Genomic DNA, 20369 nt, shown 5'->3' with positions numbered 1-20369 from the left:
ACACGCGCGTGGTCGCCCGAACGAGACGAGCCGGCACACCATCGCGAATGCGGACACCCGGTGACCTGAAACCGTCCTACCGTCGAGGCATGGACATGAAGCTCGAGCTGGTGATGGTGCCCGTGACGGACGTCGACCGGGCCAAGGAGTTCTACGTGCGGGCGGGGTTCCACGCCGACCACGACCAGACCGTGAGCGAGGAGGTGCGTTTCGTGCAGCTCACGCCGCCTGGCTCGGCCTGCTCGATCGCGGTCGGCCGCGGCCTGACGGGGATGGAGCCGGGATCGCTCGACAACCTGCAGATGGTGATCGCGGACTCCGACGCGTCGTACGCCGACCTGGTGGCGCGCGGAGTCGAGGTGAGCGAGGTGGACCCGCAGCCGTGGGGGCGTTTCGTCCACTTCAGCGACCCCGATGGCAACCAGTGGCACCTGCAGGAGCTGCCCGACTGGTCGACCTCGGCCGGGGGCGACGGGGTCAGTCCCGCCTGATCTTGCTTCTCGCTCACACGTTCGCTCATGGTTCTCCACAGGTCTGTTTGCGCAGGTCAGAGTGTCGGTGGTGGTCGGTAGATTTCTCTCATGCCGACCGACCTCCTCGACCTCGACGCCGCCGGGCTGCTGGCTGCATCGACGGAGGCGGAGCGCGCGGCTCGCCGGGCGGAGGTGCGCAAGCTCGAGGTCGTCGTCGCGTGGGCTGCCATGCACTCCACCGACCCGACGCAGGGGCCTGACGGACGCATCGCCCGCAGGACGGGCAACGTGCTCCGCCAGGTCGGTGGCGAGGGCACCCCCTCGGTCCAGGACTTCTGCCTCGGCGAGATCGCGATGGCGCGGGGCGCCGGTGTCACCGCGACGCAGCACATGCTGGCCGACGCGCTCGACCTGCAGCACCGCCTGCCGCTCACGTGGGCGGTGTGCGTGCGCGGGGAGTGCGAGGTCTGGGTCGCCCGCCGGATCGCGAAGCTCTCGCGGCACCTGCCGCTCGCCAAGGTGGGCCTGGTCGACAGGGCGATGTCGCGGATGATCGCGACCGAGTCCATCGGCCGCGTGCTCGACGTCGCAGCTGCCAAGGTCATCGAGGCCGACACCGCCCTCCACGAGGAGCGGTGCGAGGCCGAGCGGCGCCGCCGCTTCGCGCGCCTCGGGCGCACCGACGAGTTCGGCCTGCGCATGCTGTTCGCGAGGCTCGACGCCGGCGACGCAGCGGCGGTCGACGCCACCGTCTCGCGCGTCGTCGAGATCATCGTGCCACGGCATCCCGACGCCCACCCGGACGACCTGCGCGCCGAGGCTTTCGTCTGGCTAGCCCGCCCCGCCGAGCTGTTCGAGCTCCTCCTCGAGCACACCGCCGCACCCGACCCGGAGCTCGACCTCGCACACTGGCGCCGAAGGGCGTCCTCCACGTCGACCTGCACGAGGCCGCTCCACGGCACGGCCGGTGTCGCCCAGCCGAGATCCCTCGCCGGACCAGACCGGCTCCCACAGCTCCGGCCCGCTCGGCCGACGACACCACCGCACATCGGCAGATCCGTGCCCTGTTCGCGGCAGGTCCGGACCACTTCGAGGTCGAGGTCTGGTCCGGCTTGTACGCCTACCAGCCCGCGCCCGGAATGCCGGTCGGGTGTTGGGCGGCCAGCTCCTGCAACCGAGCAAGGGCCGGACCGATCGGCAGCGACGGACTGTCCTAGAACACGAGGTTGTACAGGCCGTAGACCAGGTAGCGCTTGTCACGCGGGAGCTCTCTCACCTGTCATCGGACGTGCTGCGCTGCGCCATCCATCTCCCAGCCGCCCATGGAGCACAGGTCGCCCCACTCGTCTGGCGTCATGCGATCTCGACGACCCCACTCGAGCCGTCCCCATCAAGCGTCACACTGACGAACAGGGCTCCGACGCAGTGGGCGCCTCGAGGCTCGCGCCGGCCAGCACGCAAGGACCCACCACGTGGAGCGACCGGGCCCGGAGCGACCGAAGTCGTCTCCGGACCCGGTCACTTCCAGGCCGTCACCGCTGTGTCACCGCATCTTCAGGCGCTCCCTCACCTGGACCAACAGCGCCTCGCGCAGGTCGCCCTTCACCTTCGTGCGGACCAGCTTGCGCATCGCCTTGAGGTGCTTCTTCTCGGCGCGACGCTCGCCCTTCTTCCCCGCCTTGCGGGCGTCCTTCTCCAGCTGCATGAGCTTGTTCGCCAGCTTGGGCCCGAGGTCGCCGTCGGCCGCGGCGGCCTTGACGACCTTCTTCAGCGAGGCCTGGGTCGCCTTCACCGTGAAGACCACCGTCTGCGAGCTGGTGCTGCCCGCGACGTCGGTCGCCGTGACGGTGAGGACGTGGCGACCCGTGGAGAGCGTCCACATCTGCCACTCCCCCGGCTCGACGCTCTCGCCGTCGAGCGTCGCCCTGACGCTGCGCACACCGGACGTCGCGTCGGTCGCCGTCCACGCCACCGTCGTCGCCTTGTGGCTCGGATAGCTGCGCTCGCGGATCCCGCCGATCACGACCTGCGGACCGGTGGTGTCGAGCGACACCTGCCTCGACTGGACGGTCTCCACGTTGCCGGCCTCGTCGATCGAGCGCGTCTCCAGGACCGACAGGCCCTCCGCGGTGATCCGGAAGGGAGCGGCGTACGCCGTCCAGGCACCGCTGCCGATCCGGTACTCGGTGCGTGCCACGCCCGAGCCCTCGTCGGTCGCGGCGAGCGTGACCGTCGGCGCCGTGGTGAACCAGCCGGCGCGGCCGTCCGGCGTGGCCGGGTCGGTGCGCACGGTGGTGACCGGTGCCGACGTGTCGGCGGGTGGACCGCCGACCGTGACGACGAGCGACTGCTCGTCCTCCACGTTGCCGGCCTTGTCGGTCGAGCGGTAGCGCACCGTGTGCTCGCCCGCGCCGGTCACCGTGACCGGCTCGGCGTAGGCCTGCCACGCACCCTGTCCGACCTTGACCTCGGTGCCCTCGACGCCGGAGGTGGCGTCGGTGGCCTCGAGAGTGACCCGGACACCGTCCGCGACGGGCGCCTGGGTGGCACCGGTCGCCGGGGTGACGGTGTCGACCCTCACCTCGGACGTCTGTGCCTCCTCGGCGTTGCCCGCCTCGTCGGTCGAGCGGAACTCCACGGTGTGCTCGCCGTCCGTGACCTCGACCGCGGCGTCGTACGCCGTCCACGCGCCGCCGTCGATGCGGTAGTCCGTCGACGCCACGCCGGACCCGTCGCCGTCGTCAGCAGCCAGGGTGAAGCTCGGCGCGCTGACGTACCAGCCCGCCTTGCCGTCCGGAGCCGCAGGCGACCAGGTGAGGGTCGTCGTCGGCGCGGCGTCGTCGGGGGCGTCCACGACGACCTCGATGCTCGTGTCCTCCTCGACGTTGCCGGCCGCGTCGGTGGAGTGGAACGCGACCGTGTAGGTGCCCGGCTCGCTGATCACGAAGGGACCGTCGTAGGCCGTCCAGCCACCCTCGTCGATCCGGTACTCGGTCGAGGCGACGCCGGACCCGCCCTCGTCGTCGGTGGCGGTGAGGGTCACCTGGACGCCGCCCGCGACGACCGTCTTCGTCGCCGTGGTGGTCGGCGCCGTCGTGTCCTCGGTGGGCTCCTCCTCGGCGTCGAGGTGGAACCAGTCGAACTCGACCGTGACGGGCTCCTCCTGCTGCGGGCCGATGGCCATCAGCCCGAGGGAGTTGAGCGGCCCGTCATAGGTGATGCCGTCCCCGATCGGGGTCCACGAGGCACCCGCGGTCGACTTCACCGCTGCGGTGTAGGTGGTGCCGACCTTGGTGACCTGCACCCACCAATAGCCGCTCTCGGTGGTGTCTGCGATGTCGATCGCGTCGCCGCCGGGCAGGCCGTTGCCGTCCTTCTCCGCTGCGATCTCGGCGCGCAGGTCCACACCGGAGCCCGGAGCGTTGTAGGCGACCACGTCGGCCTTGGCGTAGTTGTCGTCGTCGCCGTACATCAGCAGCCCGGCGAGCTGGTAGCGGTGCTTGAGCGGCGCCTTGAACCTCGTCTCGGCCACCCAGTCACCCTCGGGGGCGTCCTGCAGGATGAAGTTGCGCGGCGAGAGCGGGTTGTCGCCGTTGATGTCTCCGGGCTCGGTGCCGATCTTCAGGTGCCCGTCCGCCACCGAGGCGGTGTTGGAGTTGTAGCGCACCGACGCAGCCCAGCGGCAGCCGTCCAGGCTGGTGCCGTCGAACTCGTCGTCGGCCGTCACCGTCGAGGCCGTGCCGTCCGGGCTGACCCGGAACCAGTCGACCTCCGCGACGCGCGGCGCGGTGCCGAGGTCGCCGGCCGCCATGACACCGATCTTCGTGCCGGCGCCGGTCTTGAGCGCCGTCGTCCCGTTGACGTCGGTCCACGCCGACCCGTCCGCCGAGTACGCCGCCCTCAGCGTCCCTCCGGTGTTGGTCAGCCGGAGGTGGATGGTCTTCGGGAAGTCGGCCGACAGCCGCGGCGCGCCCGGTGTCGATCGCGTCCCGTTGGTCTCCGACTGGAACTCGACCAGCCGGCCGCCGTCCTGGTGCCGAACGAAGGCGAGCTTGTTGTACTCGTCGTCGCTCTTGTGCACGACCAGCCCGGCCCACTGCCAGTGGGAGCTGTGGTCCAGCGTGATCTTCGTGGTGGCGGTCCAGTTGCCGCTCGGCATCGACTGTCCGGCGAAGCTCACCGGTCCGGTGCTGGCCTCGTTGATGTCGCCCGCGGTGACCGGCAGGCGCAGCGCGCCGCCCGTCTGGGTGATCGCGGAGCCCGGTGCGGTGCGCAGCGCCCACTTCGGCAGCACGCCGGGCGAGTCGAACTCGTCCGAGACCGGGCCGCCGACGCAGCTGAGCGGCTCGCTGGGCGCCTCCGGCTCCTCCTCCTGCGGGTCGGTGTCGATGGCGAACTGCGAGAAGTCGGCCGACTTCGCCGCGGACTCGTGCGACATCACGAACATGCCGACGTCCTGCGTGGAGCCGATGTTGGCCAGCGTCACCGCGGCCCCGATCTGGGTCCAGGAGGTCCCGTTGTTCGACCAGAACGCCGACACCTCGCCGCCTCGGCGGCTCAGCTTGAGCCACTTCGTGGTGCCGCTGGTGCCGCCGGCGACGGACGCGTTGAGCTGGCCGTTGCCGTCGGGGTCGGTGAGGAACTCCATGCCGCCGCTCGGGCGCCAGGCGACCATCGCGTAGCCGGGCGAGGTGCCGGGCTGCGTCATGTCGTTGCGGATGATCAGCCCGGCCTTGCCCGACTGGTGCGTGAGCGTGCTCGCGTCGACGCGGACCACGGCGTCGTACGACTCGTCGCCGCCGGCCGGGTGGTAGAGCGCGGTGTACTGGTCCGTCCCCTGCCAGGTGTCGTCGCCGGCTCCGGTGAGCCGGAACGCGCCGGCACCGATCCGCTCGAACTCGCCGCCGACGTTGCTGAAGGTCAGCAGGTCGCCGAAGAGCTCGCCCACCTGCACCTGCACGAGTCGTGAGGTGGTGGTGTCGCCGTCGTCGCTGGTCGCCTTCGCGGTGAGGTTGACGAGCCCCTCGTCCTGCGAGGTCGTCCACGTGACGGAGTACGGCGCAGTGGTGTCCTCGCCGATCTTGGTGTCGCCCTCGAAGAACTCGACCTTGGTGATGGTGCCGTCGGCGTCGGAGGCCTCAGCGGCCACCTCGACCTCGGTGCCGGGGTCGAGCCGGTCGCCGTCGAGCGGTGCGGTGATCGCCACGACCGGCTTGGCCTTCGGCGAGATGCCCTGGCCGACGGCCTCGAAGAAGTTGAGCCTGATGTCGCTCGCCCCGGTGAAGACCAGGTAGAGGTCCATGGTTTCGCTGCCGAGCTCGCTGACGTCGACCGCGACGTCGCGGAACTGCTGCCCGGCGGGCACCTCGGCGGTGCCGACGAGCTCACCCGTCGGGCTGCCGTCGCGCATCTCGATGGTGCCCCCCTCGGCCGAGGCCTGGACCCGGAGGTTGAAGGTCTCGATGCGGTGGAAGCTCACCGGCTCGAAGTTCACCCATGCGCCGTCCCTGCCGACCACGACCTGGCCGCCGCCGGCCGCGTCACGGCCGGGCGCGAGGGTGGCGCTGGCGGACTTGCGGTTGAACCACTCGGCCTGGCGCAGCTTCGGGTAGATGACCGCGGTGTCCGAGCCGAGCAGCGGGTTCTCGCCGTCAGCGCCACCGGTGTCGGTGTAGCGGGCGTCGATGGCGTAGAAGATGTTCTCGTCCGCCGCGTGCCCGCCGATGGACGTCACCGTGCTGCCGGTCAGGCCGCGGGAGGCCGTCAGCGGGTGGGCGTGCTCGTCGTGGCCGAGCGCCGGCTGCACCTCGACGCGCTGCGGGTCGACGTCGCCGTCCTCGGGGTCGGTGACCGCGACCTCCCAGCTCACCTCGTCGCCGAAGTCGAAGAACGCGCCGGCGGGCGGGGTCTCGATCTCGACCACCGGTCGAGTGTTGCCGATCGTGATCGGGACGGTCGTGGTGCCGGTCTTCCCGGCGGGGTCCGTCACCGTGAGGCGCGCGTTGTAGACGCCCTCGTCGGTGTACTCGTGGGTGACCGTCTCCCCGGTCCCGTCGGTCGAGCCGTCACCGTCGAAGTCCCAGTCGTAGGTGATCTCCTCACCCTCGGGGTCGGTGGAGCCGCTGCCGTCGAACTCGACGGTGAGGGGCGCCTGGCCCGAGTCCTTGTCGACGGAGATCCGGGCGATCGGCGAGCGGGAGCCGCTGATGTAGTCGATGCGGTACAGGCCCGAGTTGGGGTTGTCGCGGCCGTAGCCGCCGCCCCAGTCCAGGACGTACATCGAGCCGTCAGGGCCGAACTTGGAGTCGATCGGCGCGAGGAAGGGGACGTTGGGCAGGAACGGGTTGACCTTCTCCACCTCGGTGCCCGGCTCGCCGGAGGCCGGGTCCTTGAGCTGGATGGAGAACATCTTGTTGCGCGCCCACTCGTAGAAGAAGGGCTTGCCGTCGTAGGACGCCGGGAACTTGGTGTCGGAGTCGAGCTCGGCGTCGTAGCGGTAGATCGGGCCGCCCATCGGGGCCAGGCCGCCACCCTGCGGGATCGCGCCGGGGACCGACGAGCGCTGGTAGCCGTAGTACATGTCGGCCGCGCGGGCCGGCGGCAGCTCGGTGAGACCGGTGTTGCGCACCGAGTCGTTGATCGGCTTGGCGCAGTCGAAGTAGTCGCCGACGACCGGCGGGTTCAACGGGGTCGTGCTGCCGTAGTCGACGTCGCGGAACGGCTCGCCGTTCGGGTTCTGACCCTGGTGGTTGCCGCCCATGCACATCGGCCAGCCGTAGTTGCCCGGGGTCTTGATGAGGTTCCACTCGGCGATGCCGGCGGGGCCGCGGGTGGCGGGGGCGTCGGTGCCGTTGTCGGGCGAGTAGTCGGCCATGCTCAGCCAGCCGGTCTCGTCGTCGATGGAGAAGCGGAACGGGTTGCGGAAGCCCATGGCGTAGATCTCGGGCAGGGTCTTGTCGCGCCCGACGTCCTCGGACTCGGGGAACAGGTTGCCCTCGGGGATGGAGTAGCTGGAGTCGACGCCGGGGTCGCCCGGGTCGGCGAGCGGGGTGATCCGCAGGATCTTGCCGCGCAGGTCGTTGGTGTTGGCCGAGGTCTCGCGGGCGTCGTGGAACGTGCCGGCCCGCTCGGACAGCGGCGCGTAGCCACCGGAGGGCTCGGAGTGCGGGTTCACGTCGTCGCCGACGCCGATGAACAGGTTGCCGTCGGCGTCGATGTCGAGGCCGCCGCCGGTGTGGCCGGGCTCGTCGGGCAGCCGACGGGCAGGGATCTCGATGATGACCTTCTCGGTGTCGGCGTCGACCGAGCCGTTCGCGAAGGTGAAGCGCGACACCGTCGAGATGAAGTTGTCGGGGTCCGCGTTGTCCGGGGACTCAGCCGAGCGGTAGAGGTAGAGGTGTCCGTTGTCGGTAAAGCCGGGGTCGAGCGCGACACCGAGGAGGCCGTCCTCGCCGCCGGAGTAGACCGGCAGCTGCAGGACGGTGGTCACGGCCTGGGTCGCCGGGTCGTACATCCGCAGCTGGCCGCGGACGAGCTCGGTGTAGAAGACCTTGCCGTCGTCGGCGACGTCGATGGCGAACGGCGCGGAGGTGTTCTGGTCGAGCGGGACGCGCTCGAAGCTGTCCCACACCGTGCCGCCGCAGTCGCCCTCCTCGAGACCCGCGACGTAGGCGATGCCGCCGACGAGGTGCTCCATGAACTTCGGCTCGTCGTAGTGCGAGGGGAAGTGACCCATCGCGGTGGCCCAGAAGCGCCCGCCGTCGTAGGGCTTGCACCACGAGATCGGGTGGTCGTAGCCCTGGGTGCCGCCGGAGTACGTGCTCTCGTCCATGGTGGCCAGGACGTGCGCGGTGCCGCGGACGTTGTTGGAGAAGTTGTACCACTCGTCGTTGCGGGTCCAGCGGGTCTCGGTCAGGTGGTCGGTGGAGGGGTGCACGTGGTCCTCGACCCGGACGACGCCCTCGGGGCCGGGGTCGTTGCCCGTGGGCGCGTGGCCGGGCATCAGCGAGCCGACCATCTCGTCCCACCAGTCGTAGTTGCCGCGCATGTCGGTGGCGTTGTGCACCGCTGCGATGCCGCCTCCGGCCTGCATCCAGCGCTCCATCGCCGCCTTCTGCGCCGCGTTCCACGGGTCGCCGTTGGTCTGGAAGGCGACCATCGCGTCGAACTGCTCGAGGTTCTCGTCGGTGAACACCGACGCGTCGGCGGAGACCGTGACCGTCATGCCCTTCGCCTCGAGCGCCGCCTTGAGCCTCGGCGTGCCGTACTCGATGGCGGCGTCGTGCCACGGGCCGGCCGGCGCGGCGTTGAACAGCAGCACGTGCCCGTGCCCGGGATGGGCCTGCGCGGGCGCCGCGACGCCCACGCCGAGCAGCAGGCCTCCGATGAGCGCGAGGACCGCCAGCAGGGCGGTCTCGGCAACCGGGCGGGCGGACGTACGTGCGATCGGGCGAGCAGAGAGGGACATCCGAGCCTCCGGGTCGATGGGGAGGGTGCATGTGACACACGTCACCAGCACCACAGGAGTGGACGCTCGCAGACTTCTGCGCAACGGTCAATCAAAAGTTGCCTGCCAAGATCAATAAGGTCCTTTAGTCGCAGTGGAAGATCCCTCCGGGGTCCGCGCACGCAGGCCCGCCGTGCCCCCTCGCTACGCTCGCCACGTGAGCGCGCACCCCGATCGGACCGTCGACTGGCCGCAGGTGCGCCTCCACGTCGTCACCGGCAAGGGCGGCACCGGGAAGTCGACGGTCGCGGCCGCCCTCGCCCTGGCGCTGGCCTCGTCCGGGCGCAACGTGCTGCTGTGCGAGGTCGAGGGCCGGCAGGGGATCGCGCGGATGTTCGACACCGATCCGCTGCCCTACGAGGAGCGCCGGATCACCAAGGGCGCGCCGGACCAGGACGGTCGCGCCGGTCAGGTCCACGCGCTGCACATCGACCCGGAGTCCGCGCTGCTGGAGTACCTCGCGATGTACTACAAGCTCGGGCGGGCAGGGAAGGCCCTCGACCGGTTCGGTGTCATCGACTTCGCCACCACCGTCGCGCCGGGCGTGCGCGACGTGCTCCTGACCGGCAAGGTCTACGAGGCCGTCCAGCGCCCTCGCGCGAGCGGGCGGGGACGCGAGGCGATCACCTACGACGCCGTGGTGCTCGACGCGCCGCCGACCGGGCGGATCTCGCAGTTCCTCGGCGTCAACTCCGAGGTGGCCGGGCTGGCCAAGGTCGGCCCGATCAAGACCCAGGCCGACAAGGTGATGGCGCTGCTGCGCTCGGCGCACACGGCCGTCCACCTCGTCACGATCCTCGAGGAGATGCCGGTGCAGGAGACCTCCGACGGGATCGCCGAGCTGCGCTCCGCCGGCCTGCCCGTCGGTGGCGTCGTGGTCAACCTGGTGCGACCGCAGGCGCTGGGCGCGAGCGCCCTCGCGCAGGTGCACGACGACGAGGTCGACCCGACCGCCGTCGCCTCCGACCTCAAGCGCGCACAGGTCGACGTGGACCAGGCGCTGGTCACCTCCCTGCTCGACGAGGCGCGCGACCACGCCGTACGCCGCCGGCTCGAGGACGAGCAGCGCGACCTCGTCGCGACCGAGGGCGTGCCGATCTACGAGCTGCCGCGCCTCGCCGGCGGGATCGACCACGGGGCCCTGGTCGAGCTGGCCCAGCTGCTGCGGCGCCAGGGGATGGCATGACGGCCCGCCGTCGTCCGGGCCCGCCGGTGCTCGACGTGGACGCGCTGCTCGACGACCGCGGCACCGAGATCATCGTGTGCTGCGGCTCGGGTGGTGTCGGCAAGACGACGACGTCGGCCGCACTCGCGCTGCGGGCTGCCGAGCGCGGGCGCAAGGTGGTCGTGCTGACGATCGACCCGGCTCGCCGGCTGGCGCAGTCGATGGGCATCGAGCAGCTCGACAACACCCCGCGGCCGGTCACGGGCGTCGACCCGGCAGCCGGCGGGTCGCTCGACGCGATGATGCTCGACATGAAGCGCACCTTCGACGAGGTCGTCGAGGGGCAGGCCTCGCCGGAGAAGGCCAAGCAGATCCTCGAGAACCCCTTCTACATCGCGCTCTCGAGCTCGTTCGCCGGGACCCAGGAGTACATGGCGATGGAGAAGCTCGGCCAGCTCCACCGCGAGGCGCTCACGGACGGCACCTACGACCTGATCGTCGTCGACACGCCGCCGTCCCGCTCGGCGCTCGACTTCCTCGACGCACCCGAGCGCCTCTCGAGCTTCCTCGACGGTCGGCTGATCCGCCTGCTCGTGGCGCCGGCTCGTGGACCGGCCAGGCTGATGACGGCCGGCCTGTCGGTCGTGACCAGCGCCCTGGGCAAGATCCTCGGCGGACAGATGCTGCGCGACGTGCAGACCTTCGTGACCGCCCTCGACACGCTCTTCGGCAGCTTCCGCCAGCGCGCCGAGAAGACCTTCGCGCTGCTGCAGGCCGACGGGACGGCGTTCGTCGTCGTCGCGGCCCCGGAGCCGGACGCCCTGCGGGAGGCGGCGTACTTCGTCGACCGGCTCACCGACGACGACATGCCGCTGGCCGGTCTCGTCGTCAACCGGGCGAGCCCGCCGGCTCGCACCGACCTGTCGGCGGAGGCCGCGATCACGGCCGCCGAACGGCTACGCGCCGGCGACTCGTCGTCGCTGACCGCCGGACTGCTCCAGCTGCACGCCGACCGGGTCCGCATCGTCGAGCGCGAGCAGCACCTGCGCGAGCGCTTCGCCGCCTCGCACCCGCAGGTGCCGTCGGCCGTCGCGGCGGCGATGGCCTCCGACGTGCACGACCTCGAGGGCCTGCGCGCGATCGGGACGAGCCTGGCGGAGCAGCGCTAGTCAGCGAGCAGCACTGGCCGATCTGCCGGGATCACACGGAGACGGCGGGAGCCTCGACCTTGGTGCGGGCGGTCTCGAGGATCGAGCGCCACGACGAGTCGGGGCGGCGGCGGAGCAGCGCACGGCGCTCACGCTCGGTCATGCCACCCCAGACACCCCACTCGATCTGGTTGTCCAGAGCCTCGGCCAGGCACTCGGTCCGCACGGGGCAGCCCGCGCACACCTGCTTGGCCTTGTTCTGCTCGGCGCCCCGCACGAACAGCGCGTCCGGAGTGTCGCTCTTGCACGCGGCGCGTGTCGCCCAGTCCTCAACCCACATAGTCATATCCCCACGGTGTGTGAGCTGGTCGGCCGCCCCCATAGCGGCCATCCCCGGCTCGTAAGAGAAAAGTAAACGAATCGCTAGCAGGTGCGGCAGGACCAGGTGGCTCAATTCGAGTAGTCCGAATGGACTATCCGGCTGCGCAACTGGAATTGAAGGTGCTATGTGGTTCCCACGTACCCTAGGGCCCATGTCTTCCCCCTCGCCGCGTCCGCCGTCGGACTCCAGCGGACGTCTCGGCGCCGGTCGCATCGCCTCGCACGTCGCGGTGATGGGCGCCGTCGCGGTCGTCATGGGTGTCCTCACCGCCTGCCTCGCCATCCCGTTCGCCGGACTGGCGGGCGTGGCCGCGAAGGACGTCAGCAAGGGGATGGTCAACCTCCCCGAGTCCCTCGAGGCCAAGGACCTGTCGCAGCGGACCACGATCTACGACGTCAACGGCAACCCGATCGCCTCGCTCTACGACCAGAACCGGATCAACGTCCCGCTCACGTCGATCTCGCGCCCCATGGTCAAGGCGATCGTGGCGATCGAGGACTATCGCTTCTACGACCACGGCGCGCTCGACCTCAAGGGGACGCTGCGCGCCTTCGTCACCAACCAGGCCAACGGCGGTGCCGTGCAGGGCGGCTCCTCGATCACGCAGCAGATGGTGAAGCAGACGCTGCTCTACCAGGCCGAGACGCCGGAGGAGAAGGCCGCAGCCACGGAGGAGACCTACGCTCGCAAGATCCGTGAGCTGCGCTACGCGATCGCGTTCGAGCAGAACCACACCAAGGACTGGATCCTCGAGCGCTACCTCAACATCGCCTACTTCGGCGACGGTGCCTTCGGCGTGCAGTCGGCTGCGCGGCACTTCTTCTCCAAGGACGCCAAGGACCTCAACATGCTGCAGGCGGCCACGCTGGCCGGCCTGGTGAAGAACCCCGTCGGCTACGACCCGATCGACAACTCCGAGCGTGCCGAGAGCCGCCGCAACGTCGTCCTCGACCGGCTGGCCCAGCTCGGTGTCATCAAGGAGAAGCGGGCCGAGAAGCTCAAGAAGCGCCCGATCGCCAAGACGCTCAACGTCACGACCACGCCGAACGGCTGCCAGCAGTCACGGGCGCCGTTCTTCTGCGACTACGTCGTCAACTGGCTGATGAAGGACCCGGTGCTCGGCGACACGGCCAAGGAGCGCGCGCGCACCCTCAAGACGGGCGGCCTGCAGATCCACACGACCGTGGACATCGACATGCAGCAGGCTGCCGACGACTCGGTCTCCTCTCACGTCTATCCCACCGACCAGGCCATCGGCGGTCTGGCGATGGTCGAGCCCGGCACCGGGGACGTGCGCGCCCTGGCCCAGTCGCGGCCGATGGGCAAGGATCGCGACGCGGGCCAGACCTACCTCAACTACGTGGTGCCGAAGGAGTACGGCGACGCCAACGGCTTCCAGGCCGGCTCGACGTTCAAGGCCTTCGTGCTCGCCTCGGCGATCAACCAGGGCATCCCGCTGAGCACGACCATCAACGCGCCGCAGACGATGCACTTCGACGACTCCGACTTCGAGACCTGCGACGGCCCCTACCGCGGCGACGGCAAGGGCTGGGACCCGCAGAACTCCACCGGTTACGGCACCTACAACCTCTACACCGGCACCCAGAACTCGGTGAACACGTTCTTCGCCCAGCTCGAGACGCGCACCGGGATGTGCGAGCCGCTCGACCTCGCCAAGCAGATGGGCGTCGACGTCCCACCCGCGCAGCAGGTGCCGTCGTGGATCCTGGGCGTCTCGGACGTCGATCCGCTGACGATGGCCCAGGCCTACGCCACCTTCGCGGCCCGGGGCCTGCACTGCGACCCGCGGCCGGTGACCCAGGTGCTCGACTCCTCGGGCGAGGTGCTCAAGGACTTCGCACCCAGCTGCCAGCAGGTCATGCCCGGTGCGACGGCCGACGCGGTCAACGACATCCTGCGCGGCGTGATGGAGGGTGGCTTCGGCAATGCGCTCCAGATCGGCAAGCCCTCGGCCGGCAAGACCGGCACGACCAACGACGGACGCTCCGTGTGGTTCGTCGGCTACACGCCCGCGCTCGCCGCTGCCGCGATGATCGCCGGCGCCAACGGTGAGGGCCAGTGGCTCGAGCTGGAGGGCCAGACGATCGGCGGCCGCTACATCTACTCGGCGTCCGGATCAGGGTTCGCGGGCCCGATCTGGGGTGACGCGATGGCCACGATCTCGGCCAAGCTCCCCGACGAGAACTTCCAGGCGCCGGCCGGCGACGAGATCGCCGGCGTCCTCAGCAGCGTGCCCGACGTCACCGGCATCTCGGTCGAGGAGGCCACCGCCCAGCTCCAGGCGGCCGGCTTCACCGTCGCCGACGGCGGCCCGGTCAACTCCCGGACCGACGAGGGGCTGGTGGCCAAGACCTCGCCCGACGCAGGCACGCGGCTCAGCAGCGGCGACACGGTCACCCTCTACACCTCGACCGGCTACATGCCTCCGAAGGGCAAGGGCAAGGGGAAGGGCCGCGGCGGTCGCGGCTAGCCCAGCTGCCTGCGCACCTCGGCGGCGACCGCGCCGCCGTCGGCGCGCCCCTTCACCTGCGGCGTGACCACGCCCATCACCTTGCCCATGGCGCGCATGCCCTCGTCGGCGGCGCCGGTCTGGGCGATGGCGGCGGTGACCAGCTCGCTGATCTCCGCCTCGGTGAGCGGGGTCGGGAGGTAGTCGGCGATGACCTCGCCCTCGGCTGCCTCCTTGGCGGCCATCTCCGCGCGGCCGCCGTCGGCGAAGGCCGTCGCGGCCTCGCGGCGACGCTTGGCCTCCGACGACAGGACGCCCAGGATGTCGTCGTCGGAGAGCTCGCGGGCCTCCTTGCCGGCGACCTCGGCGTTCGTGATGGCGGTCAGCACCATCCGCAGCGTCGAGGAGCGCAGCTCGTCACGCGCCTTGATGGCGGTCGTGAGGTCGGCACGCAGACGGTCCTTCAGGGCACTCATGCCAGCCATTGTGGCAGCCTTGGCGAATGGCTTTCCTCCCGCTCCTGCGTCGCACCGCCACCCTGGGCGCGGTCGCCGGCGCCGGCCTGGCGACGTACGCCGCGTGGGAGGCCCGCCAGTACACCCTGCGCCGGGTGACCGTGCCGCTGCTGCCGGCCGGGCACGCGCCCCTGAAGGTGCTGCACCTCAGCGACATCCACATGGCTCCCGACCAGCGGGCCAAGCAGGAGTGGCTGCGGGGGTTGGCGGCCCTGGAGCCCGACCTCGTGGTCAACACCGGCGACAACCTCTCGCACATGCGGTCGGTGCCGGTCGTCACGGACGCGCTCGGTGCGCTGCTCGACGTGCCGGGTGTCTACGTCCTCGGCTCCAACGACTACTACTCACCCGGCCTGCGCAACCCGCTGCGCTACCTCCTGCCCGACACCGGCAAGCGCAACACCCGCGCCCCGCAGCTGCCGTGGCCCGAGCTCAAGGCGCGGTTCGGCGCCGCCGGCTGGATCGACCTCACCAACGGCTTCGGCGCGCTGAAGGTGGGGGGCACCTCCATCGCCTTCGCGGGCGTCGACGACCCGCACCTGAGGTACGACGACCTCGCGCGGGTCGCCGGGCCGGCCGACCCGGGCGCCGACGTGCGGCTCGCGGTCACCCACGCGCCGTACCTCCGGGTCCTCGACCAGTTCGCCGCCGACGGCTACGACGCGATCATCGCCGGGCACACCCACGGCGGCCAGGTGTGCCTGCCCACCCTCGACGGCCGGGGTCGCGCGCTGACCACCAACTGCGACCTCGACCCCGCCCGTGCCCGCGGCCTGCACCGCCACCCGGCCGACTCGGCGCCCGGTGACGACGTCTCGGCCTGGCTGCACGTCTCGGCCGGGCTGGGCACCAACCCCTACGTACGGCTCCGGGTCGCCTGCCGGCCCGAGGCCACCTTGATGACGCTCGTCGCCCCGTCCTGACCGCCCCTGAGGAGCCCCATGCCGCTCGTCCGCGTGACCAACTTCGCGATCTCGCTCGACGGCTGCGGTGCGGGTGAGCCGCAGACCCTCGAGACGCCGTTTGGCCATGCGGGGATGAAGCTGCACGAGTGGCGCTTCGCCACGTGGCAGGAGGGTGCACCGAACGGCATCGACGCGCTCTACGGCCGGCAGTACGACGTCGGCTTCGGCGCCGAGATCATGGGCGCGCACAAGTTCGGGCCGCCCGGCTGGCAGGACGACCCCGACTGGCGCGGCTGGTGGGGCGAGGACCCGCCCTTCCACACCCCGACGTACGTCCTCACGCACCGGCCGCGCGATCCGCTGCAGATGGAGGGCGGCACGACGTTCCACTTCCTCGACGCCTCGCCGGCCGAGGCGCTCGCGGTCGCTCGCGATGCCGCAGGCGATCTCGACGTCCGCATCGGTGGCGGCGCGAGCACGGTCCGGGCCTTCGTGGGCGCCGACCTGGTCGACCACCTGCACGTCGCCGTGGTGCCGATCGTGCTCGGTCGTGGCACCCCGCTCTGGGACGGTCTGGAGGGCCTGGAGGCCCGCTTCCACATCGAGTCCGTCGTCGCGCCGAGCGGCGTGGTCCACCTCAGCCTGACCCGGCGCCGGCCGGACTGAGTCCACCGGGCCGGGGCGATTTCAAGAGCCCTCGATCGCTCCGGTATGCTCGCCGGCGTTGCCCAGACAGGTTTCCTGCCATGCAGGATCCCGGCTGGTCGGCGGGCTGTGGCGCAGCTTGGTAGCGCGCCTCGTTCGGGACGAGGAGGCCGCAGGTTCAAATCCTGTCAGCCCGACCCAGTGATGTCGCAGGACATCCGCGACGACGGACCCACGGAGACGTGGGTCCGTTCGTCATTTCCGGGGTCTTCCCACCCTCGCCGTCGCCGCGAAGAGTTTTGTCGCGCACCAGTCAAAAGTTGACGATTGATGGTGCCGAACCTCTTGTGACGACAGACACAACGACTTACGTTGGGTAAAGAATTCGTACGGCTTGTCTTCTCGGGAAAGGACCCAGCCAGTGCGCACAGCACAGTCATGCCCACGTCCAGGAGCAGCAGCTTCCGGCCCGCCGTCCGGACGGGCTCGTGCCCGTCGCTGGCGGCGCAGCACCATCGCAGCGGGCGCCGCACTCGCCTGCGTCGTCGGCCTCGGGCTCGCGCCCAGCGGGGCGGCCGGCGCAGACGATCCGGCCGGCCCGGAGGCCACGAGCGCCGCGCCGGCGAGCTCCACCGACGCGCTCGTCGGGCCGATGGCGACGCCCACGACGATGGCCGCCGTCGCGGCCGCCGCCCGTCCCACGGTGCTCGTCTTCCACGGGCCCGCGGCGCGCCAGGAGGACGCCGTGGCCAAGGCGGCGAACACCGTGCGCCAGCTCGGCACCCAGCACGGCTTCGCCACCGAGGTCTCGGAAGACCCGGCGATCTTCGCCAGCGACCTCAGCCGCTTCCGCTCGGTGGTGTTCCTCTCCAACGAGGGCGCCTCCCTCAACGGGGCCCAGCTGCGCGGCCTGCGCGAGTTCGTCAACGGCGGCGGCGGGTTCCTCGGTGTCCACGACGCCGTCCGCGCCCAGGCCGCCAACGCCTGGTTCACCTCGCTCGTCGGCGCTCGCGCGACCAACAGTCCCTTCAAGCCGCAGCGCGCCACGGTCGACGTGCTCGACCGCCAGCACCCCGCTGGTCGGGGTCTCGGCTACACCTTCGAGGCCACGGACCGGTGGACCAACTGGGAGACCAACCCGCTGGGCAACGTCCACACGATCGCCCAGGTCAACGAGAGCACCTACGCTCCGTCGGCGGGCTCGGTCGACGGCAACGGCCCGTTCCACCCCATCTCCTGGTGCCAGGACGTGCAGCGCGGCCGCTCGTTCTACACCGGGATGGGCGCCACCGCGGCGTCGTTCGACAACGACGCGTTCCGCTCGCACCTCGCCGGTGCGCTGCAGTGGACGGCGGGCATGGTGCGCGGCGACTGCCAGGCCACCATCGCCTCCAACTACGAGGTCGAGCGCCTCACCGCGCCCAACCAGCCCGGCGAGCTCGACCAGATCGGGGAGTCCCACGGGCTCACGGTCGCTCCCGGCGGCGACGTCTTCTACGTCGGCAAGGCCTCCTGCCCGTCCGGCCCCGTCGCGAGCTGGGACGACCCGGACGTCGGCCTCGGCTGCGGCACCATCCACCGCTACGACCCGGACACCGGCGACGTCTCGCTGCTCACCACCCTCGACGTGATGGGCAACCGCGGCAGCGGCGACGAGCTGGTCAAGAACGAGGAGGGGCTGCTCGGCATCGTCGCCGACCCCGACTTCGCCGAGAACAACTGGCTCTACACCTACTGGATGCCGCACGAGTCGATCGACCGTGACCGCCGGGTGGGCATGCGCACCGTCTCGCGCTTCACCTACGACCCCGCGGCCGACAGCATCGACCAGTCGACCCGCGTCGACCTGCTGGAGTGGGAGACCCAGATCCACTCCTGCTGCCACGCCGGCGGCGGCATGGCCTTCGACTCCGACGGCAACCTCTACATCGGCTCCGGCGACAGCAACTCCTCCGGCGGCTCCGGGGGCTACTCCGGCAACAACTGGACCGAGGACTACCAGGGGCTGTCCTTCCAGGACGCGCGCCGCACCTCGGGCAACACCAACGACCTCAACGGCAAGGTCATCCGGATCCACCCCGAGGACGACGGCACCTACTCCGTCCCGGCGGGCAACCTGTTCACCGGCAACGAGGAGGGCGGCGGCAAGACCCGCCCCGAGATCTACGTGATGGGCGTGCGCAACATCTCGCGCCTGCAGATCGACACCGAGACCGACTGGCTGACCGCCGGCTGGGTCGGCCCCGACGCCTCCGAGCCCAGCACCACGTGGGGCCCGGCGAAGTACGAGACCGCCACGGTGATCACCTCCGCGGGCAACCAGGGCTGGCCCTTCTGCATGGGCAACAAGCAGCCCTACCGCGACCGCAGCAACACCGACGCCGAGGAGCCGGGCGACTGGTACGACTGCGACGACCTGCAGAACACCTCGCCGCGCAACACCGGCCTGGTCGACATCCCCGACGCCCGGGGCAACATGATCTGGTACTCGCCCTCGGGTGGCGGACCGGTGTTCCCCGAGCGCGGCGACGGCAGCGGCGTGCCCACCTACGAGGCCGACGAGCAGACCTTCACCCAGCCCTACCTGCGCGGTGGCGGCCAGGCCATCATGTCCGGCCCGACCTACCGCCGCGACGACGTCGACCCCGACAGCGACGTCGCGTGGCCGGCGTACTGGGAGGGGAAGTGGCTCATCGGCGACCAGTCGAACGCCAACAACCGCGTCGCGGTGACCGTCGACCCCGGCACCGTGTCCCAGGCCGGTCCGCCCGCCTATGCCGAGGACCTGCGCAAGATCATCCCCGGCGGCAACGGGCCCCAGCAGCTGCAGAGCTGGATGGACGCCAAGTTCGGCGAGGACGGCGCGCTCTACCTGCTCGACTACGGCGGCGGCTTCTTCAGCCTCCACCCCAACCAGAAGCTCATCCGCGTCGTCTACAAGGGTGGTCCGGCCACTCCGACCCCGAGCCAGATGCGGGCCATGGCCGACCAGGACCTGCGCACTGCCGCGGCGGCGTACGACGCTGCGCCCACCACGCAGGCCACGCCCACCCGCTACTCGTTCCGGGCCCCGGGTGGCACGTCCTGGGCCTGGGACTTCGGTGACGGCACCACCTCGACGCAGATGAACCCCACCCACACCTTCACCGAGGGCGGGACGCACGAGGTGACGCTGACCGTCGGCTACACCGACGGCGAGGAGGCCACCAACACCGTGCCGCTCGAGGTGAGCTGCCCGGCCCCCGACGCTCGCGAGACCGTGTGGTTCCTCGGCGACGACACCGGGGTCTTCAACCTCGACGTCGGCGGCGGGTGCACGCTCAACGACGTCGTCGACGACGAGAGCGCGTGGGGCTCGCAGGCCGAGTTCACCGCCTACGTCACGGCCCTCACCCGGCGCATGGTCGCCGACCGGTCGATCAACGCGATCGAGAAGCGGGCCATGGAGCGGGCCGCGGTCAGCTCCGGCGTGGGGGTGGCGCCGCCGTACACGCCGATCTTCGACGGCTCGGCCGCCTCGTTCCGCAAGTGGGAGCAGGCACCGTCCGGCAACTTCCGGCGCACCGGCCAGGGCACGCTGCGCACCTCCGGCGGTCTCGGGATGCTGTGGTACGCCGAGCGGCCGTTCGGTGACTTCACCGTGCGCCTGCAGTTCCGCGACATCGCACCGGAGGGCGCGCGCGCCAACACCGGCGTGTTCACGCGGTTCCCCGACCTGCGGACCCCGCTCGAGGACCGGCCCGCCGGCTCGTGCGGGACGACCGGCTCGGCCCGCACCTCGCAGGCCTGGGTGGCCATCTACTGCGGCCACGAGATCCAGATCTACGACGGCGAGGAGGGCGAGACCCAGAAGACCGGGTCGGTCTACAACTTCGACCCGGTGGGCCTGCAGGCCGCTCGTCCGACGGCGAAGAACGTCTGGAACGACTACGAGATCCGGGTCCAGGGCCAGCAGTACACGATCACGCGGAACGGGGTGCGCATCAACACCTTCACCAACGCACCCGGCCAGGAGTCGTCGCGTGCCGGCGACCCGCCGACCGACATGCGTCAGTTCCTCTCCGGCTACCTCGGTCTGCAGAACCACAGCGACCGCGACGCCGCGGAGTTCCGCAACATCCGGGTGCAGCAGCGATGAGGGCGACCCGGAGCACCGAGAG

At 70.8% G+C, this 20369-nt stretch carries 10 protein-coding genes and 1 tRNA gene; 8 read left to right on the top strand and 3 right to left on the bottom strand.

All coding sequences use genetic code 11. The features are described from left to right. Window positions 1–89 precede the first annotated feature (89 nt). Window positions 90–491: a VOC family protein gene (locus tag IEZ25_RS12610; RefSeq protein ID WP_191199805.1), complete on the top strand. Its 402-nt coding sequence runs from the start codon at window positions 90–92 to the stop codon at window positions 489–491. A 1525-nt stretch (window positions 492–2016) separates the two neighbouring features. On the opposite strand, the gene IEZ25_RS12605 is transcribed toward IEZ25_RS12610, so the two are convergent. After that, window positions 2017–8940, bottom strand: coding sequence for an OmpL47-type beta-barrel domain-containing protein (locus IEZ25_RS12605; RefSeq protein WP_191199804.1), 6924 nt, complete (start codon window positions 8938–8940; stop codon window positions 2017–2019). Between the two features lie 196 nt (window positions 8941–9136). Between IEZ25_RS12605 and IEZ25_RS12600 the strand changes: the two genes are divergently transcribed. After that, a complete protein-coding gene (locus tag IEZ25_RS12600) occupies window positions 9137–10165 on the top strand; it encodes an ArsA-related P-loop ATPase (RefSeq protein WP_191199803.1) in 1029 nt (342 codons plus the stop codon). After that, a complete protein-coding gene (locus IEZ25_RS12595) occupies window positions 10162–11313 on the top strand; it encodes an ArsA family ATPase (protein WP_191199802.1) in 1152 nt (383 codons plus the stop codon). Before IEZ25_RS12600 ends, IEZ25_RS12595 begins: the two co-directional genes overlap by 4 nt. Window positions 11314–11344: 31 nt before the next feature. Here IEZ25_RS12595 and IEZ25_RS12590 read toward each other — a convergent pair whose 3' ends face one another. Further along, window positions 11345–11632 carry a WhiB family transcriptional regulator gene (locus IEZ25_RS12590; RefSeq protein ID WP_191200124.1) on the bottom strand — a complete coding sequence of 96 codons (288 nt, stop codon included), beginning with the start codon at window positions 11630–11632 and terminating at the stop codon, window positions 11345–11347. A 193-nt stretch (window positions 11633–11825) separates the two neighbouring features. Here IEZ25_RS12590 and IEZ25_RS12585 point away from each other — a divergent pair, with 193 nt between their 5' ends. Continuing rightward, entirely contained in the window at window positions 11826–14165 is a 2340-nt protein-coding gene (locus IEZ25_RS12585; RefSeq protein WP_191199801.1) for a transglycosylase domain-containing protein, read from the top strand. Here the strand turns inward: IEZ25_RS12585 and IEZ25_RS12580 are convergent. After that, a complete protein-coding gene (locus IEZ25_RS12580) occupies window positions 14162–14620 on the bottom strand; it encodes a GatB/YqeY domain-containing protein (protein ID WP_191199800.1) in 459 nt (152 codons plus the stop codon). The genes IEZ25_RS12585 and IEZ25_RS12580 overlap by 4 nt on opposite strands. A gap of 26 nt (window positions 14621–14646) precedes the next feature. On the opposite strand from IEZ25_RS12580, the gene IEZ25_RS12575 reads away from it, so the two are divergent. The 4 genes from IEZ25_RS12575 (at window position 14647) to IEZ25_RS12560 (ending at window position 20347) form a co-directional block, all read left to right on the top strand. After that, window positions 14647–15582 carry a metallophosphoesterase gene (locus IEZ25_RS12575; RefSeq protein ID WP_191199799.1) on the top strand — a complete coding sequence of 312 codons (936 nt, stop codon included), beginning with the start codon at window positions 14647–14649 and terminating at the stop codon, window positions 15580–15582. Window positions 15583–15600: 18 nt separating this feature from the next. Then, window positions 15601–16230: a dihydrofolate reductase family protein gene (locus IEZ25_RS12570; RefSeq protein WP_191199798.1), complete on the top strand. Its 630-nt coding sequence runs from the start codon at window positions 15601–15603 to the stop codon at window positions 16228–16230. Window positions 16231–16332: 102 nt separating this feature from the next. Next, window positions 16333–16406 (top strand) — tRNA-Pro (locus tag IEZ25_RS12565). 224 nt (window positions 16407–16630) lie between these two features. After that, window positions 16631–20347 carry a ThuA domain-containing protein gene (locus IEZ25_RS12560; protein ID WP_318152202.1) on the top strand — a complete coding sequence of 1239 codons (3717 nt, stop codon included), beginning with the start codon at window positions 16631–16633 and terminating at the stop codon, window positions 20345–20347. Window positions 20348–20369 lie beyond the last annotated feature (22 nt).

Source organism: Nocardioides hwasunensis (assembly GCF_014779665.1).
In the GTDB taxonomy this organism is placed as follows: Bacteria; Actinomycetota; Actinomycetes; order Propionibacteriales; family Nocardioidaceae; genus Nocardioides; species Nocardioides hwasunensis.
This window is presented reverse-complemented; position numbering and strand designations above follow the sequence as displayed.

What these genes read in the sequence shown, in the direction of transcription:
- IEZ25_RS12610 (WP_191199805.1), top strand. Translation starts at nt 90, where the DNA reads ATGGACATGAAGCTCGAGCTGGTGATGGTGCCCGTGACGGACGTCGAC.
- IEZ25_RS12580 (WP_191199800.1), bottom strand. Translation starts at nt 14,620, where the DNA reads ATGAGTGCCCTGAAGGACCGTCTGCGTGCCGACCTCACGACCGCCATC.
- IEZ25_RS12595 (WP_191199802.1), top strand. Translation starts at nt 10,162, where the DNA reads ATGACGGCCCGCCGTCGTCCGGGCCCGCCGGTGCTCGACGTGGACGCG.
- IEZ25_RS12575 (WP_191199799.1), top strand. Translation starts at nt 14,647, where the DNA reads ATGGCTTTCCTCCCGCTCCTGCGTCGCACCGCCACCCTGGGCGCGGTC.
- IEZ25_RS12585 (WP_191199801.1), top strand. Translation starts at nt 11,826, where the DNA reads ATGTCTTCCCCCTCGCCGCGTCCGCCGTCGGACTCCAGCGGACGTCTC.
- IEZ25_RS12605 (WP_191199804.1), bottom strand. Translation starts at nt 8,940, where the DNA reads ATGTCCCTCTCTGCTCGCCCGATCGCACGTACGTCCGCCCGCCCGGTT.
- IEZ25_RS12590 (WP_191200124.1), bottom strand. Translation starts at nt 11,632, where the DNA reads ATGTGGGTTGAGGACTGGGCGACACGCGCCGCGTGCAAGAGCGACACT.
- IEZ25_RS12570 (WP_191199798.1), top strand. Translation starts at nt 15,601, where the DNA reads ATGCCGCTCGTCCGCGTGACCAACTTCGCGATCTCGCTCGACGGCTGC.